The organism is Curtobacterium sp. UNCCL20 (assembly GCF_900101675.1).
Taxonomy (GTDB): Bacteria; Actinomycetota; Actinomycetes; order Actinomycetales; family Microbacteriaceae; genus Curtobacterium.
The window spans coordinates 176,028-189,663 of the sequence record NZ_FNKG01000003.1; the positions used below are offsets into that span (position 1 = coordinate 176,028).

At 72.0% G+C, this 13,636-nt stretch carries 18 protein-coding genes; 5 read left to right on the plus strand and 13 right to left on the minus strand.

Features of this window, described 5'->3' with window-relative positions; all coding sequences use genetic code 11:
• Window position 1: 1 nt before the first annotated feature.
• From BLT36_RS13980 to BLT36_RS14005, 6 genes are all read right to left on the minus strand, one after another.
• A complete protein-coding gene (locus BLT36_RS13980; RefSeq protein WP_092096069.1) occupies window positions 2–886 on the minus strand; it encodes a 5-oxoprolinase subunit C family protein in 885 nt (294 codons plus the stop codon).
• Window positions 883–1,575 carry a 5-oxoprolinase subunit B family protein gene (locus tag BLT36_RS13985; RefSeq protein WP_092096071.1) on the minus strand — a complete coding sequence of 231 codons (693 nt, stop codon included), beginning with the start codon at window positions 1,573–1,575 and terminating at the stop codon, window positions 883–885. Before BLT36_RS13985 ends, BLT36_RS13980 begins: the two co-directional genes overlap by 4 nt.
• Entirely contained in the window at window positions 1,572–2,333 is a 762-nt protein-coding gene (pxpA, locus tag BLT36_RS13990) for a LamB/YcsF family protein (protein ID WP_092096072.1), read from the minus strand. Before pxpA ends, BLT36_RS13985 begins: the two co-directional genes overlap by 4 nt.
• A gap of 45 nt (window positions 2,334–2,378) precedes the next feature.
• The gene (locus BLT36_RS13995; RefSeq protein WP_092096074.1) at window positions 2,379–4,280 is read right to left on the minus strand and encodes an ABC transporter ATP-binding protein; all 1,902 of its coding nucleotides are present in this window, start codon (window positions 4,278–4,280) and stop codon (window positions 2,379–2,381) included.
• A gap of 168 nt (window positions 4,281–4,448) precedes the next feature.
• The gene (locus tag BLT36_RS14000; protein WP_139166478.1) at window positions 4,449–5,483 is read right to left on the minus strand and encodes a GNAT family N-acetyltransferase; all 1,035 of its coding nucleotides are present in this window, start codon (window positions 5,481–5,483) and stop codon (window positions 4,449–4,451) included.
• Between the two features lie 208 nt (window positions 5,484–5,691).
• Window positions 5,692–6,060 carry a hypothetical protein gene (locus BLT36_RS14005; RefSeq protein WP_092096077.1) on the minus strand — a complete coding sequence of 123 codons (369 nt, stop codon included), beginning with the start codon at window positions 6,058–6,060 and terminating at the stop codon, window positions 5,692–5,694.
• Window positions 6,061–6,242: 182 nt separating this feature from the next.
• Between BLT36_RS14005 and BLT36_RS14010 the strand changes: the two genes are divergently transcribed.
• Window positions 6,243–6,806, plus strand: a complete 564-nt coding sequence (locus BLT36_RS14010; protein ID WP_092096079.1) for an AAA family ATPase — start codon at window positions 6,243–6,245, stop codon at window positions 6,804–6,806.
• A gap of 30 nt (window positions 6,807–6,836) precedes the next feature.
• On the opposite strand, the gene BLT36_RS14015 is transcribed toward BLT36_RS14010, so the two are convergent.
• Window positions 6,837–7,202, minus strand: coding sequence for an ArsR/SmtB family transcription factor (locus tag BLT36_RS14015; RefSeq protein ID WP_092096516.1), 366 nt, complete (start codon window positions 7,200–7,202; stop codon window positions 6,837–6,839).
• A 110-nt stretch (window positions 7,203–7,312) separates the two neighbouring features.
• Here BLT36_RS14015 and BLT36_RS14020 point away from each other — a divergent pair, with 110 nt between their 5' ends.
• Window positions 7,313–7,996: an NADPH-dependent F420 reductase gene (locus tag BLT36_RS14020; RefSeq protein ID WP_092096080.1), complete on the plus strand. Its 684-nt coding sequence runs from the start codon at window positions 7,313–7,315 to the stop codon at window positions 7,994–7,996.
• Between the two features lie 75 nt (window positions 7,997–8,071).
• Here BLT36_RS14020 and BLT36_RS14025 read toward each other — a convergent pair whose 3' ends face one another.
• Window positions 8,072–8,734 (minus strand): Type 1 glutamine amidotransferase-like domain-containing protein, encoded by a 663-nt coding sequence (locus BLT36_RS14025; RefSeq protein ID WP_092096082.1) that lies wholly within the window; start codon window positions 8,732–8,734, stop codon window positions 8,072–8,074.
• A 265-nt stretch (window positions 8,735–8,999) separates the two neighbouring features.
• On the opposite strand from BLT36_RS14025, the gene BLT36_RS14030 reads away from it, so the two are divergent.
• The 3 genes from BLT36_RS14030 (at window position 9,000) to BLT36_RS14040 (ending at window position 10,602) form a co-directional block, all read left to right on the plus strand.
• Complete coding sequence (locus BLT36_RS14030; RefSeq protein ID WP_092096083.1) at window positions 9,000–9,737, plus strand: alpha/beta fold hydrolase; 738 nt, start codon at window positions 9,000–9,002, stop codon at window positions 9,735–9,737.
• Between the two features lie 170 nt (window positions 9,738–9,907).
• Window positions 9,908–10,312 carry a VOC family protein gene (locus BLT36_RS14035; RefSeq protein WP_092096085.1) on the plus strand — a complete coding sequence of 135 codons (405 nt, stop codon included), beginning with the start codon at window positions 9,908–9,910 and terminating at the stop codon, window positions 10,310–10,312.
• Complete coding sequence (locus tag BLT36_RS14040) at window positions 10,309–10,602, plus strand: winged helix-turn-helix transcriptional regulator (RefSeq protein WP_092096086.1); 294 nt, start codon at window positions 10,309–10,311, stop codon at window positions 10,600–10,602. The genes BLT36_RS14035 and BLT36_RS14040 overlap by 4 nt, the downstream gene beginning before the upstream one ends.
• A gap of 30 nt (window positions 10,603–10,632) precedes the next feature.
• On the opposite strand, the gene BLT36_RS14045 is transcribed toward BLT36_RS14040, so the two are convergent.
• The 5 genes from BLT36_RS14045 to BLT36_RS18810 form a co-directional block, all read right to left on the minus strand.
• On the minus strand, window positions 10,633–11,157 hold the full coding sequence (locus tag BLT36_RS14045; RefSeq protein ID WP_092096087.1) for a hypothetical protein: 525 nt from the start codon (window positions 11,155–11,157) through the stop codon (window positions 10,633–10,635).
• A gap of 68 nt (window positions 11,158–11,225) precedes the next feature.
• Entirely contained in the window at window positions 11,226–11,717 is a 492-nt protein-coding gene (locus tag BLT36_RS14050; protein WP_217638316.1) for a GNAT family N-acetyltransferase, read from the minus strand.
• 68 nt (window positions 11,718–11,785) lie between these two features.
• A complete protein-coding gene (locus tag BLT36_RS18805; RefSeq protein ID WP_175529654.1) occupies window positions 11,786–11,941 on the minus strand; it encodes a hypothetical protein in 156 nt (51 codons plus the stop codon).
• Between the two features lie 165 nt (window positions 11,942–12,106).
• On the minus strand, window positions 12,107–12,982 hold the full coding sequence (locus BLT36_RS14055) for a universal stress protein (protein WP_092096090.1): 876 nt from the start codon (window positions 12,980–12,982) through the stop codon (window positions 12,107–12,109).
• Window positions 12,979–13,566, minus strand: a complete 588-nt coding sequence (locus BLT36_RS18810; RefSeq protein ID WP_175529655.1) for an HdeD family acid-resistance protein — start codon at window positions 13,564–13,566, stop codon at window positions 12,979–12,981. Before BLT36_RS18810 ends, BLT36_RS14055 begins: the two co-directional genes overlap by 4 nt.
• Window positions 13,567–13,636 lie beyond the last annotated feature (70 nt).

Genomic DNA, 13,636 nt, shown 5'->3' on the forward strand with positions numbered 1-13,636 from the left:
GTCAGGCGGTGAGCCGGTACCGGATCGCGTCGCCCGGTCGGAGCTGGGCGGCACGGTCGACGGCGGTCGGGGTGAGGACCGCGACGACCGGGTAGCCGCCGGTCACCGGGTGGTCGGCCAGGAACAGCACCGGGTGTCCCTCGGGCGGGACCTGCAGCGAACCGGTCTCGACGCCCTCGCTCGGGAGCTCCTCGGTGATCACCCGGACGAGGGGACGGTCAGCAGTGGTCCGGACACCGACGCGATCGCTGTCCGGCGTGACGCGGTGGACCTGGTCGGTCAGGGCCGCGCGCCACTCCGGGGTGAACCAGTCGTCGCGCGGACCGGCGACCACGTCGAGGACGACCGGTACACCGGGGTCGGGCAGCGGGGGCGGAGGCACCGCGTCGACCACGGGCCACCCGTCGGCGTCGGTCCCGACGGGGACCACGTCGCCGGCGGCCAGGGGAGCGGGGCCCAACCGGGCGAGGGAGTCCCACGAACGACTCCCGAGCACCGACTCGACCGCGAAGCCTCCGCGGACCGCGACGTACGATCGCAGGCCGGTGTCGGGCATGCCGAGCCGGAGCTCGTCGCCGGGCGCGAGCGTCAGCACCGCGTACGGGGCGGCACCGCGGACCCGACCGTCGGGCCGCACGATATCCGCCGGGCAGGGCGCACCGGTCACGGCGGCGACCACGTGTGCGTCGGCGCGGAGTGTGACGGAGGCGAGCAGTGCCTCCAGGACCGCGGCTTCCGGGCGGTTCCCGACCATGCGGTTGGCGAGCGCGGCAGCCCCTCGGTCGGCTGCGCCGGCCGCACCCAAACCCATGTCACTGAAACCGGGGCGACCCAGGTCTTGGATCGACGAGCCCGGGCCGACCTGCATGACGGTGACCGTGCTCATGCCGGACCCGCTTCGACGAACCGGATCCGGATGCCTGCGGGGGCGAGCGCCGGTGGGTCGTGGTCCAGCGACCACATCGCGACGTCGGTCCGGCCGATGAGCTGCCAGCCACCGGGGGAGCTCCGGGGGTAGACGGCGCTGAACTCGCCCGCGAGTGCGACGGCGCCGCTCGGGACGACCGTGCGTGCGGTGGTGCGGCGGGGGACGTCGAGCGACGGCTCGGTGCCGGTCAGGTAGCTGAACCCCGGGGCGAAGCCGCAGAACGCGCTCGTCCAGACCTGGCCGGTGTGCCACGCGACGAGTTCGTCGCGGGTGCGGCCCGTGGTGCGGGCGACGTCGTCGAGGTCCTCACCGTCGTACGTGACCGGGATGACGAGCGGGGTGCCGGCGTTCGACGCTGCGCTGTCGTTGCCGTCCTTGCTGTCGTTGCTGTCGTTGCTGGCGTCGTTGTCGGCGGTGCCGTCGTCGCTGTCGTGCAGGTGCACCCGGAGGAGGTCGGCGCGGAGCCGTCCGGCGTCGGTGCGTGCGGGGTCGAAGCGGAGTAGGAGCGTGCGCGCGCCGGAGACGACCTCCGTCAGCCCGGGGAGCGTCAGGGCGGTGAGGGCGGCGCGGAAGCCGACCACCTCGTCGAGTGTGCCGAACGTCACCAAGAGTGCCGCGCTGCCCGCAGCACGGACGTCGACGGTCATCCGACGAACGGGGAGATCGTCACCCCGTGCTCGGTGAGCGAGGCCCGGATCGCCTGCGCCATCGCGACAGCGTCGGGGGAGTCGCCGTGCACGCAGACGGAGTCGGCACGGACGGCGATCTCGGTGCCGTCGACCGCGGTGACGACGCCGTCCGTCACCATCCGGAGCACGCGTGCGGCGACGTCGGCGGGGTCGTGCAGGACGGAGCCCGGCGTGCTCCGCGACACCAGGGACCCGTCGGGCTCGTAGGCGCGGTCGGCGAACGACTCGGCGACCGCTCGGAGGCCGTGGCGCTCCGCTCGGAGCAGGAGCTCCGAACCGGGGAGGGCGAGCACCGCGAGCGTCTGGTCGACGTCTGCCGCGGCGCGCGTCACCGCCTCGGCCAGGACGGGGTCCACGCAGGCCGTGTTGTAGAGGGCACCGTGCGGCTTCACGTAGGAGACCGTCGTGCCCGCCACCCGAGCGGCGGCGATCAGGGCGCCGAGCTGGTGGACGACGTCGGCGTACAGCTCGTCCGGGGAGACGTGCACCGGTCGGCGGCCGAAGCCGGCGAGGTCGCGGTAGGCGACGTGGGCACCCACCGCGACGCCGCGTTCGGCAGCGGCGCGGCACGTGTCGAGCATGATCACCGGGTCGCCGGCGTGGGCTCCGCAGGCGATGTTCGCGGACGAGACGACGTCGAGCATCGCCCGGTCGTCACCCGAGCTCCAGGCGCCGAAGCCCTCGCCGAGGTCGCTGTTGAGGTCGATCGTCGTCACGGGGCCACGGTAACGCAGGGGTGGTGGCTGTCGCTGTCCGGACGACTAGGTTCCCCGCGGCGCGTCGTCGTCCGCAGCCACGGCCCGCTGCACCGCGAACTGGGTCCGGTGCAGCTCCTCGTACCGCCCGCCCGCGGCCAACAGTTCGTCGTGCGTGCCGCGCTCGACGATCGAACCGTCCTCGACGACGAGGATCATGTCCGCGCTGCGGATGGTCGAGAGGCGGTGCGCGATCACCATCGCTGTCCGGCCCTCGAGTGCCTCGCTCAGTGCGGCTTGCACGGCTGCTTCGGACGTCGAGTCGAGCGCCGCCGTCGCCTCGTCGAGGATGACGACCCGGGGCTGTGCGAGCAGGAGTCTCGCGATCGTCATCCGCTGACGCTCACCGCCGGACAAGCGGTAGCCCCGCTCGCCGACCATGGTGTCCAGCTGGTCCGGCAGGGACCGGACGAGCGTCTCGAGCCGCGCTCGGCGAACGGCGTCCCACACCTCGTCGTCGGTCGCTCCGGGCCGGGCGAGGCGCAGGTTGGACCGGATGGTCTCGTGGAACAGGTGGCCGTCCTGCGTCACCATGCCCATCGTGTGCCGCAGGGAGTCGAACGTGACGTCGCGGACGTCCGAGCCCGCGAGTCGGACGGCACCACCGTCGACGTCGTAGAGGCGCGAGAGGAGCTGGGCGATCGTGGACTTGCCCGCGCCGGAGGTCCCGACGAGCGCCACTGTCTGCCCCGGCTCGATCCGGAAGGAGACACCGTGCAGCACCTCTTCGCCGCCGCGGGTGTCCAGCGTGGAGACCTCCTCGAGGGAGGCGAGGGACACCTTGTCCGCGGACGGGTAGGCGAAGTGGACGTCGTCGAACTCGACTGCCACGGGGCCGTCGGGGACCGCGACGGCGTCGGGCTTCTCCTGGATGAGCGGTTCGAGGTCCAGCACCTCGAAGACGCGCTCGAAGCTCACCACCGCGCTCATGATCTCGACCCGCGCGTTCGCGAGGCTGGTCAGCGGCGCGTACAGGCGGGTGAGGAGGAGCGCGAGGGTGACGACGTCGCCGGTGTTCAGCTGTCCGCCGAGTGCGAGCGCCCCGCCGACCCCGTAGACGAGCGCGAGGGCGAGGGCGGAGACCAGGGTGAGGGCGGTGACGAAGACGAACTGCAGCAGGGCACTCCGCACCCCGATGTCGCGGACACGGGCGGCGCGGACCCGGAACTCCTCGGCCTCTTCGTCGGGACGGCCGAACAGCTTGACCAGGGTGGCGCCGGGCGCGGAGAAGCGCTCCGTCATCTGCGTGCTCATCGCGGCGTTGTGGTCGGCGGCCTCGCGGCGCAGTGCGGCCAGGCGGGTGCCCATGCGGCGTGCCGGGATCAGGAAGACCGGGAGCATCACCACCGCGAGGACCGTCACGAGCCAGGAGGTGCTCAGCATGACGACCAGGGTGAGGATGAGCGCGACCAGGTTCGTGACGACGCCGGACAGGGTGCCGCTGAAGGCCTGCTGCGCGCCGATCACGTCGTTGTTGAGGCGGCTGACGAGGGCACCGGTGCGCGTGCGCGTGAAGAAGGCGATCGGCATCTTCTGCACGTGGTTGAACACGGCGGTCCGCAGGTCGAGGATGACGCCCTCGCCGATCCGAGCCGAGTACCAGCGGGTCACCAGCGACGCGGCGGCGTCGGCCACGGCCACGATGGCGATGACGACGGCGAGCCACACGATCGTGCCGACCGCGCCCCGGGCAGCGATGACGTCGACCACCTGACCGGCGAGCACCGGCGTCGCGACCGCGAGGACCGCCCCCACGACGGAGAGCGCGATGAACACCACGAGCTTGGCCCGGTATGGCACGGCGAACGTCATGATCCGCCGGACGGACTCACGGGAGAACCCGTGCTTGCCGTCCCGGGCGGTCGAGATCTTGTAGAGCGAGCTCCAGGCCGCGCCTTCCATGCTCATTGCAGTTCCTTCCGTGGGCAACTCGCAGGATACGGGCCGTGGGCGACACCCAGGACACGGGCCGCGGGCAACGCGCACGACACGGGTCGGGCGGTGTCGAGCCGCGCCGGTCACGGTCAGGGTCACGCGCTCAGCGACGCCCGGCTCGCGTCTGCCTGACTGGACGCCTCAGAGCGCTCGACCCGGCGCAGTGCGCGGTGCCGACCCACGCGACGGCAGGAGTCGGGTCGACGCGTTCAGCACGGACAGTGCAGCGGCTCGCGCGCCACGGGGGAGCGGCGACGAGACGACGTTGGTGTAGGGCGTCTCGGTCGCGCCGAGGGACATCTTGAACCGGGCGATGCCCTCGTCGACGTGCCCGACCAGGTCGACCGCGGTGTGCCCTCGGTCCAGCGACCACCGGAGGAGGTGGTGGTAGAGGACCGTGCTGGGGTTCGCGTGGCGATGGGCACGGAGTGTCCCGCCTGCCCATCCGGTGACGACGGGTTGCCCGGCCAGGGCCACGATCACGCCCGCGGGTACTCCGGCGACGAGTGCCGTGGCCGCGTACACGTCGTCGCGACCGGCGGCCCACCGCTCGATGCGTTCGCCGATCTCGTCCGGGTACGGCGACGGGACGCCTCGGCTCGAGTACGACTCACTGAGCACCTGCGGGAGGAGCGTGGCGACCTCGCCCGGGATCGCCCGTCGGATCTCCACCGCGTTGCGGTCGGCCGCGCGGAGCGCCTGACGGGCCCCTCGCTTCGTCCCGGCCACCAGGGACTCGGGAGTGGCGCCGCGCAGGTCGACGATGTAGGTCCGCTCCGGACTCGACTCGATCCCCGCGTGCGTCAGCCCGGCAGCGACGGGACCGACACCGGGGCCGAGGTCGAACCGGCTGATGGGCACACCGTGTCGGACCTGCCACCACCGGAAGGCCCGCAGCGTCCGGACGAGGAGCGCGTCGGGCACGAGCGGACCGACGAACGGGAACGGCAGCGAGGCGGGTCGTCGCAGCAGACCGCGCTGGAGCAGGACCGGGAACACGCCCACCGGTTCCGTCCCGTGCCACACGATCAGCGGCGTGCAGCTCCAGCCGTACAGGTCGGACTGCATCCGCAGCCAGCTGAGGTCGTGGAATCCGGTGGCGCCGTCGCTGCCGGCCACGAGCGCGGCCCACTCCCGTGGGTCCCGTGCAACGGTGAACCGGATGTCTGCCCCCACGGATGCCTCCTGCTCAGCGGTCGTCACCGCGAGCGTAGCCACCAGGACGGGCTGTGACGCGGGCGATGCGGTTAACCGACGTTTCGGTGCGCGAGCTGTTCGGGAACGCGCCGCACCGCGTGCACCGAGGTGCACGCCGCACCGCGTGCAACGAGGTGCACGCCGCACCGCGTGCAACGAGGTACGCCGCACCGCGAGCGCCGAGGGACTACCCCGCAGCCCGGTCGTCGACGAGCGCCACGAAGCGGCTCCCGATGCCGTCGACCTCGCTCCGCGTGAACCCCGCGGTCGGTTCCGGCGCCTGGTAGGGCGCGTGGTAGTCGCACATGAGGTAGTCCCAGTCGGGCCACCACTTCTTCGGTCGCGCGTCCTCGTTGTAGCCGCACACCACGCACTCGAGGCGCACCCACGTCTTCTTCGTGCCGGTGCGGTTCGCGCGCGACTGCACGAGCCAGGCGGGCGGGTCCTGCTCGATCGCCTCGAGCTCGGCCTCGCTCAGGCGTGCGGGGATCCCGTGGTGCGCCGCCATCTCGAGGGGGATGTCCAGCCGGATGGCAGCGTCGCGTCGAGAGAGCATCGGACCAGGGTACCGACCACGACGCCCGGCAGCGCGGTGGTCGCCACGGGCGACTGGCCGACGTCCCCGTCTGACGGCCTGGAGGCGCGGTGCCAGCTGGCACCGCGCCTCCAGGCCCGCTGCGGTCGCGACCGCGACCCGCGCCGGGGACGGACGCGCCGCCGGTGAGTAGCCTCCGGAGCATGAGCGCTGCCCCGGTCGTCATCGTCGCCGGTCCTCCGGGGGCTGGGAAGTCGACGACGGCCCGCGCACTCGCGGCATCGTTCCCACGGTCGGTCCACCTGCACACGGACGACTTCTGGCACTGCATCGTGTCCGGCGCGATCGAACCGTTCCTGCCCGAGTCCGACGAGCAGAACCAGACGGTGATGCGGGTCATCAGCGACGCGGCCGCCGCGTACGCCGCAGGGGGCTTCGTGGTGGTCGTCGACGGCGTCGTCGGGCCGTGGATGCTGCACCACTTCCTCGACCGGCGCCCGGGGGCCGACGGCGATCTGGTGCAGCTCCACTACGTCGTCCTCCGACCGTCGCTCGCCGAGACGATCCGGCGGGCCCAGGGGAGGGCTGAGCCGGGAGCGCTCGTGGACGAGGGGCCCATCGAGTCGCTGTGGGCGCAGTTCGCGGACCTCGGTGCCCTGGAGGGGCACGTGATCGACACCACGACGCAGGCGCCGGCGGAGACGCTCGCGGCCGTCCGCGCTGTGGTCGACGGCGAGCGGTCCCTCCTGCCGTCGATCAGGTCGTAGTCGCGGCGAACGGTCGCGCTGCGCCCGTGCTCAGCCCAGACCGGACGGCGGCGGGTCGGCGAAATCCGAAGCCAGCTGCGCTGCGTGTTCCTCGAGCACGAGTGTCAGCAGCCCGGGGAACCGACGGTCGAGCTCCTCGTCACGGAGCCAGTTCCGGTGGCGGGTGCCGTCGACCTCCTGCCGGATGATCCCGGCTTCGCGGAGCACGCGCCAGTGCCGGGTGAGCGCGGACTTCGAGACGCCGAAGTCGGAGGAGCTGCAGGCGCCGCCGGGGTTCTGCGCGATCTCGTGGACGATCGCTCGTCGGACCGGATCGGTCAGTGCGGCCATCGCGGTGAACAGGTCGAACTCGTCCTCGGTCGGCACCGACAGGGGGGTCGAGAGGCGGCTCGCCATGGTCTCCTCCTGCATCCGCGCACATGTACGCAATCCGGTGTACATCGGATAGTGTTCATGTACACCCTGGGATGAACATCCTACGGGCGACCGACGCGAGGAGACAGCGCATGACCACCATCGGGACCATCGGCAGCGGGAACATCGGCGGCGGCGTCGCCCGACTGGCCGTCGCAGCGGGCTACGACGTCGTGCTGAGCAACCGTCGGGGACCCGAGACCCTGGCCGACCTCGTCGCAGAGCTCGGCGACAAGGCCCGCGCAGCCACCCCCGCGGAAGCGGCCGCTGCTGCCGACATCGTCATCGTCTCGGTGCCGCTGAACGCCTACGAGTCCGTGCCCGTCGACGAACTCGCCGGCAAGACCGTCATCGACACCAACAACTACTACCCGGAGCGCGACGGGCACATCACGGAGCTCGACGAGGAGACGACCACGACCGCCGAGCTCCTCCAGGCGCACCTGCCCGAGTCGCGCGTGGTGAAGGCGTTCAACAACATCTACTTCCCGCACCTCGCCAGCCTCGGCCGCCCGACTGGCTCGGCGGACCGCTCCACCCTCGCGATCGCCGGTGACGACGCCGACGCGAAGCAGCAGGTGGTCGAGTTCCTGGACGCCATCGGGTACGACGCCCTCGACGCCGGCCCCCTCGCCGAGGGCTGGCGGTTCCAGCGCGACACCCCGGCGTACACGCGCCCGTACTTCCGCGCCGACGACTCCGGCGAGGGACGGCCCGTCGGACGTGAGGAGCTCGCCGCGCGACTCGCCGAGGCGAAGCGCTACCGCGACGCCTGAGCCAGCACGCCGCTGACGCCGCCGACGCCGCGGACACCGCTGACGCCCCTGGCGTCGTCGGCACCGAGCTGGTCCTCACCCTCCGAACTGCACCCACCGGCCCTCGGACACGACCGAGACCGCGCCGTCCACGACGGCGATCGCCGTCTGCTCATCGATGGCGTACGCCGGCGTCCCGAGGTCGGCGGCCCACCGCTCGGCGTGCTCGAGCGTGTTCTGCGGGAACGCGTCGAGGTGCGGGAAGAGCGAGAAGTCGACCACGCCGAGCGTGCGGTCGTCCGGCGCGGACGGCCACTCGATGAACGCCGTCCCGATCCGGGGCGTCATCACCATGCTCCCGGCGCTCACCCCGACCCAGACCGTGTCGGGCAGCGAGGGCAGCAGGTCGGCGAGCCCGGACGCCCGCATCCAGTGGTGCAGGTAGGTCGCGTCGCCGCCGTCGACCAGCAGGACGTCGGCGTCGCGGACCCAGGGGACCCACCGCTCGGCGCCGATCGTGGGGAGCGCGGTGAGTTCCAGGACCCCGAGCGACGCCCAGCCGAGTCCGGTGAAGTGCCGCGAGTCCTCACCCCCGGCGATGAGGTCCCGCACCGACGCCGGACCGCACATCGGGTGACCCCACTGCGCGGTCGGGATGACGAGCGCGTGGCTCTCCTCGACGGGTTTGCCGAGCATGTCGACGAGCGCCGCGTGGATGCTCGGGTTCGTCACACCCCCGGATGTCAGCAAGAGCTGCACGTCGCCTCCCGTTCGTGAGCTGGATCGGGCAAGGATCCACCCTCGTGAGCCGCGACGCAACGACCCGGGACGAGATTGGTCGTGCCCAGCCCCTCGCGCTCGGCCGCTCGCGGGCGTAGCCTCCGATCGTTCGATGCACCCTCAGGACCGCGCGGTCGCCGCACCCGTCGCGCCGGCGGTCACTCCCGTGTCCCCTCACCCGACGGGGCACGTCACGCCGCCGAGCGGCGGCACGCCCCGCGGGGCGGTACGTGAGGAAACGCGCATGTCGAAACCGACCATCGTCCTGGTCCACGGAGCGTGGGCCGACGGTTCCAGCTGGGACCTCGTCACGGCTCCACTGCAGGAGGAGGGCTACACCGTCCTGGTCCCGCCCAACCCCTTGCGGGGAGTCGCGAGCGACGCCGCCGCGATCTCGTCGTTCGTCGAGCAGCGCACCACCGGCCCGGTGGTCGTCGTGGGGCACTCCTACGGCGGCTTCGTGATCACGAACGCGGCGTTCTCGAGCGACGTGCGAGCGCTCGTCTACGTCGACGGGTTCATCCCCGCCGAGGGCGAGTTCGTCTTCCAGCTCCTCAGTGGATCCGGTTCGGCGCTCGACGTGCCCGACCCGTCCACCGTCCTCGACCTGATCGCCTACCCCGGCTCGCCGGAGGGGGACCTCGAGGCGTACCTCAAGCCGGAGACGGTGCACACCGCCTTCGCGCAGGACCTCCCGGAACGGGACCGCGCGCTCGTCGCGGCACGACAGCGACCGATCACCCTGAGTGCGAACACCGCGCCGTCCGGTCCGCCGTCGTGGGCCGATCGTCCGGTGTGGGCCGTCATCGGCACGGAGGACCTCGTCATCCCGCCGGCGGTGCTCCGGTCGATGGCCGAGCGTGCCGGCGCGACGATCACCGAGGTCGCCGCTTCGCATGTGTCGATGGTCTCCCACCCGGAGGTCGCGCTGGCGGCCATCACGGCCGCCGCGGCGGTCGCCGAACCGGCCGAGACGCGCTGAGGCGACGGATCCGGCGGGCGCGTCGCGCGCTCGTGGTGACCACGTGACGGCCTGGAGGCCCGTGGCGGCGCCGCCACGCGCCTCCAGGCCGCCGTGTCGTCGCGTCCACTGCGCGGGCGGCGTCGGACCGCGCCTTGACGGCGCACTTGTATTTTGCAAGTGTTGCGCCCATGAGCCTCTTCATCACCTGCCCGGTCGACAGCGTCGACCGCGCGACAGCCTTCTACACCGCCCTCGGGTGGACCCTCAACGAGGCGATGTCCGACCACAACGTGTCGTGCTTCGCCATCGCCCCCGAGCAGTACGTCATGCTCGGCACCCGTGAGATGTACGCCAGCGTCGGCGGCGTCGAGGAACTGATCGGCGGACCCGACACCCCGTCCAAGGTCACCGTCTCGTTCGACCTCGACAGCCGCGAAGCGGTGGACGCGCTCGTCGAGCGTGCCGCTGCCGCCGGCGGTCGCGTCGGCGACACCGACGACTACCCGTTCATGTACCAGCGTCAGTTCGACGACCTGGACGGCTACCACTACTCGCCGTTCTGGATGAAGCCGGACACCGATCCGACGGCGTGAGCGACCTCGCCGCCGCCCTCGACGTCGTCGGCCCACGGTGGGCGCTGCTGATCGTGGAACGACTGCTCGAGGGCCCGCAGCGCTACGGGGACCTCCAGCGTGAGCTCGGGGTGCCGACGAACATGCTCGCGACCCGGCTGCGGGAGCTCGAAGCGGCCGGGGTCCTGGTCCGGCTGCCCCTCCGGCACAACACCCGTGCGTACGCGCTCACCGAGCGTGGGCTTGCCCTGCGCGCGGCGATCGACGCGCTCGGGCGGTGGGGTGCCGAGCGGGCCGACGTGGCGGGGTGACGGCCGCTACCGCTCCTCACGAGGATCGACTCAGGACGTCCCCGCGGCCCCGCCGCTGTAGGCAGCGGCGTACCAGCCGACGCTCGAGTCACCTGCGGTCGGGCCGATCGTGATCCACCCGCTCGAGGTCACGACGTACAGGTCCTCGTCGTGTCCGCAGCGGACGACGCGCGTCACCAGGCGCTTGCCCGTCGGCTTCCCGTCGGCGATCCTGCCGTTCCAGACGGCCATCGGCACGGTTCCGTGGCCCTGACACGTCACGGAGACGCGGATGCGTGTTCGCTCCCCGTCATCGCTCGCCCCGAGGGAGAGCCGACTCGACCCGTCGCTCGTCCCAGCACCGCTGCCGAGTTCGCCGGGCTGTCCTGCCCACCGGTCCTGGACCTTCTCCATCCAGTGGGAGGACGCGTCCCCGTCGGCCACGGTGCGGGGCTGCGGCTGTTCGGAGCATCCCGTCATCGCGACCACAGCGACGAGGGCGAGGGCGAGTGCGAGGGGGGCGCGGCGACCCGTGCCGCGGAGCTGCGTGCGGAGGAGCGAGGACGAAGGGAGCATGACAGTGCAAGTCTCACGGAAGCGGGACGCAGCTGCAGCCTCCCGTTCGTGGGTCCCGCGGACGGCCGCTACCCGGGGCGCTTGTGCGACCGTGAGACCGCGTAGCGCCGCACCCGCACGGACCCGCGGCGCTCAGTCGACACGAGGGTCGCGGAGTAGTGCTCCATCATCGCGATCGTGCCGGCGTTGTCCTCGCGGCAGACGATGACCACCGGGTCGATGCCGATGCGTGACGCGTGCGAGAGCACCTGACCGAGGGCCCAGGTCGCAACGCCGCGGCCGCGGGCTGACGGGCGGATGCCGTAGCCGACGTGGCCGAGCTGCTGCACGCCCTCGTCACCGGGTGAGCGGAGCGCGATGCCGCCGAGCACGCGTCCGTCCTGGACGATCCACCAGTACGCGCCACGGCGAGCGATCAACCGGCCGGCCCACGTCCGGAACCCGTCGTCAGTCTCAACGTCGTCGTACGGTGTGATCCCGAAGCCGTCCTCGTGCAGCCCCGGACCCCACTCCGCGTGGGCGTCCGACCATGCCTCGTGCAACCCCACCTGAGGTCTCACCAACTCGAGCATGGTCAAGTATCACAAGGAAGTGCTCCCGGGGGCCCTCGATCACCGAGAAGTGCGGGTCAGGTGCGTGGGCGCCGCAGGACCCGGACGAGGACACCCGCGTGTGCCGCCCCCGCCAGTGCGACCGCGACGATCGCCCAGCCGGCGATGACGTGGTCCCCGGCGATCACGACGATGCCGAACACGAGCGCTCCGGTGACGACGAGCGACTGCACCGCGATCGATCGCTCAACCACAACCGCCCGGAACCGCGCATCGAGGCGGTTCCGGGTGACTTTCGTTGTGCGAAGTGCGCGAGTCGCCGTCGCTCGGGCCCGCCACGTGCAGACGCCAGACGCCAGCCGCCAGCCGCCAGCCGCCAGCCGGCGCGACCCGGCCGCTCAGGACCGGTGCACCACCACCGGGCACGACGCGTGCTGCGCGCACTCCTGGCTCACGGAACCGACGAGCAATCCCCTGAAGCCGCCGAGCCCGCGGCTGCCGAGCACGAGGAGCGCAGCGTCGCGGCTGGCCTCGAGCAGCACCGTCGCCGCCGGACCCTCGACGAGCTCCGAGGTGACCTCGACGTCGTCGTCGAGCAGATCCTCCGCGGCGTCGATCGCCGAGGACGCGGTGGCGCGGGCGTCCCGCTCCGGCGACCACTCCTCGAACGCCGGCTCGTCGCGGTTGAGTGCCGACGGCCAGTGCCAAGTGGTGATGGTGCGGACGGCGAGCCCGAGGTTCCGGGCGAGCACGACGGCGAACCGGAGGGCCTGCCCCGACTCGGGCGAGCCGTCCACACCCACGACGATCGGTGCGGAGCCGGACGACGCCGCTGTCTCGTCGACACCGCGGTGCACGAGCACCGGACACGTCGCCTGCTGGATGCACGCGGCGCTCACCGAACCGAGCAGCAGCCCGCGGAACCCGCCCCGTCCCCGGCTCCCGACGATGAGCAACCCCGCGTCTGCCGCGGCGGCAAGGAGTGCCTCGGCCGCGCCGCCCTCCACGGTCCGGGCGATCACCTCGAGGTCGGGCGACGCCCGACGTTCGAGCAGCTCCACCGCGTGCTGCCGGATCTCCTCGGCGTCGTGGAGGGGCGACCAGGAGTTCCCCACCGGCGGCGTGCTCCACGTGATCGGCCACCGCCACGAGGTGATGATGTCGAGCGGCGAGCCGAGGGCCGCGGCGAGGTCCACGGCGCGTTCGAGCGCCGCCGTCGACTGGTCCGATCCGTCGAAGCCGACGACGATGCGTCCGATGGTCGGTGTGCTCATGTCGGTGTCCGTTCCGTGTCGAGGGTGCGGTGGGCCCGACCCCAGGTGATGGCGATGCCCAGTTGGACGAGCCCGGAGACGATGAGCACGATGCCCACCGTCACGACGGCGACGACGGCTCCGAGGGCGGGCACGTTGATCACGACCACGCCGCTGAGGACGCTGAGCACCGCGCCGAGGACGACCAGCACCCGGTTGCCCTCGACGGGTGCGTACAGGAGCGCGATGCCCTCGAGGATCCACGCGAAGCCGATCGCGTACGCCACCCACTGCACGCCGACAGACGGCTGCAGGACCGCGAAGACGCCGCACGCGATGACGACGATGCCGACGACCGCCGTGCCGGACCGGATCCAGCCTGACCGCCCGCGGTCGGCGCCGGCACGGACGAGCAGCGAGATCCCGGCGACCGCCAAGTAGATGCCGAACACCCAGACGACCGCGAACAACGTCGCGTGCGGGAGGACGAGCGCCGCGATGCCCGCGAGCAACGCCACCCCACCGAGCACGCCGAACGCCACGCGCACCTGGACGCCGACGGCATCGTGCGTCTCGGCCGTCCCACCACCACTCACCACGTCCACCGACCTTCCCTGCAAGGTTCCGGAACTGCTGTGCGCCCACGCATACACCTCAACGTGAGGGGATGTCTGG

Bases quoted from the DNA above. Each gene is read 5' to 3' on its own strand.
- BLT36_RS13980 (WP_092096069.1), bottom strand. From the start codon at position 886: ATGAGCACGGTCACCGTCATGCAGGTCGGCCCGGGCTCGTCGATCCAA.
- BLT36_RS13985 (WP_092096071.1), bottom strand. From the start codon at position 1,575: ATGACCGTCGACGTCCGTGCTGCGGGCAGCGCGGCACTCTTGGTGACG.
- BLT36_RS13995 (WP_092096074.1), bottom strand. From the start codon at position 4,280: ATGAGCATGGAAGGCGCGGCCTGGAGCTCGCTCTACAAGATCTCGACC.
- BLT36_RS14005 (WP_092096077.1), bottom strand. From the start codon at position 6,060: ATGCTCTCTCGACGCGACGCTGCCATCCGGCTGGACATCCCCCTCGAG.
- BLT36_RS14010 (WP_092096079.1), top strand. From the start codon at position 6,243: ATGAGCGCTGCCCCGGTCGTCATCGTCGCCGGTCCTCCGGGGGCTGGG.
- BLT36_RS14015 (WP_092096516.1), bottom strand. From the start codon at position 7,202: ATGGCGAGCCGCCTCTCGACCCCCCTGTCGGTGCCGACCGAGGACGAG.
- BLT36_RS14020 (WP_092096080.1), top strand. From the start codon at position 7,313: ATGACCACCATCGGGACCATCGGCAGCGGGAACATCGGCGGCGGCGTC.
- BLT36_RS14030 (WP_092096083.1), top strand. From the start codon at position 9,000: ATGTCGAAACCGACCATCGTCCTGGTCCACGGAGCGTGGGCCGACGGT.
- BLT36_RS14035 (WP_092096085.1), top strand. From the start codon at position 9,908: ATGAGCCTCTTCATCACCTGCCCGGTCGACAGCGTCGACCGCGCGACA.
- BLT36_RS14045 (WP_092096087.1), bottom strand. From the start codon at position 11,157: ATGCTCCCTTCGTCCTCGCTCCTCCGCACGCAGCTCCGCGGCACGGGT.
- BLT36_RS14055 (WP_092096090.1), bottom strand. From the start codon at position 12,982: ATGAGCACACCGACCATCGGACGCATCGTCGTCGGCTTCGACGGATCG.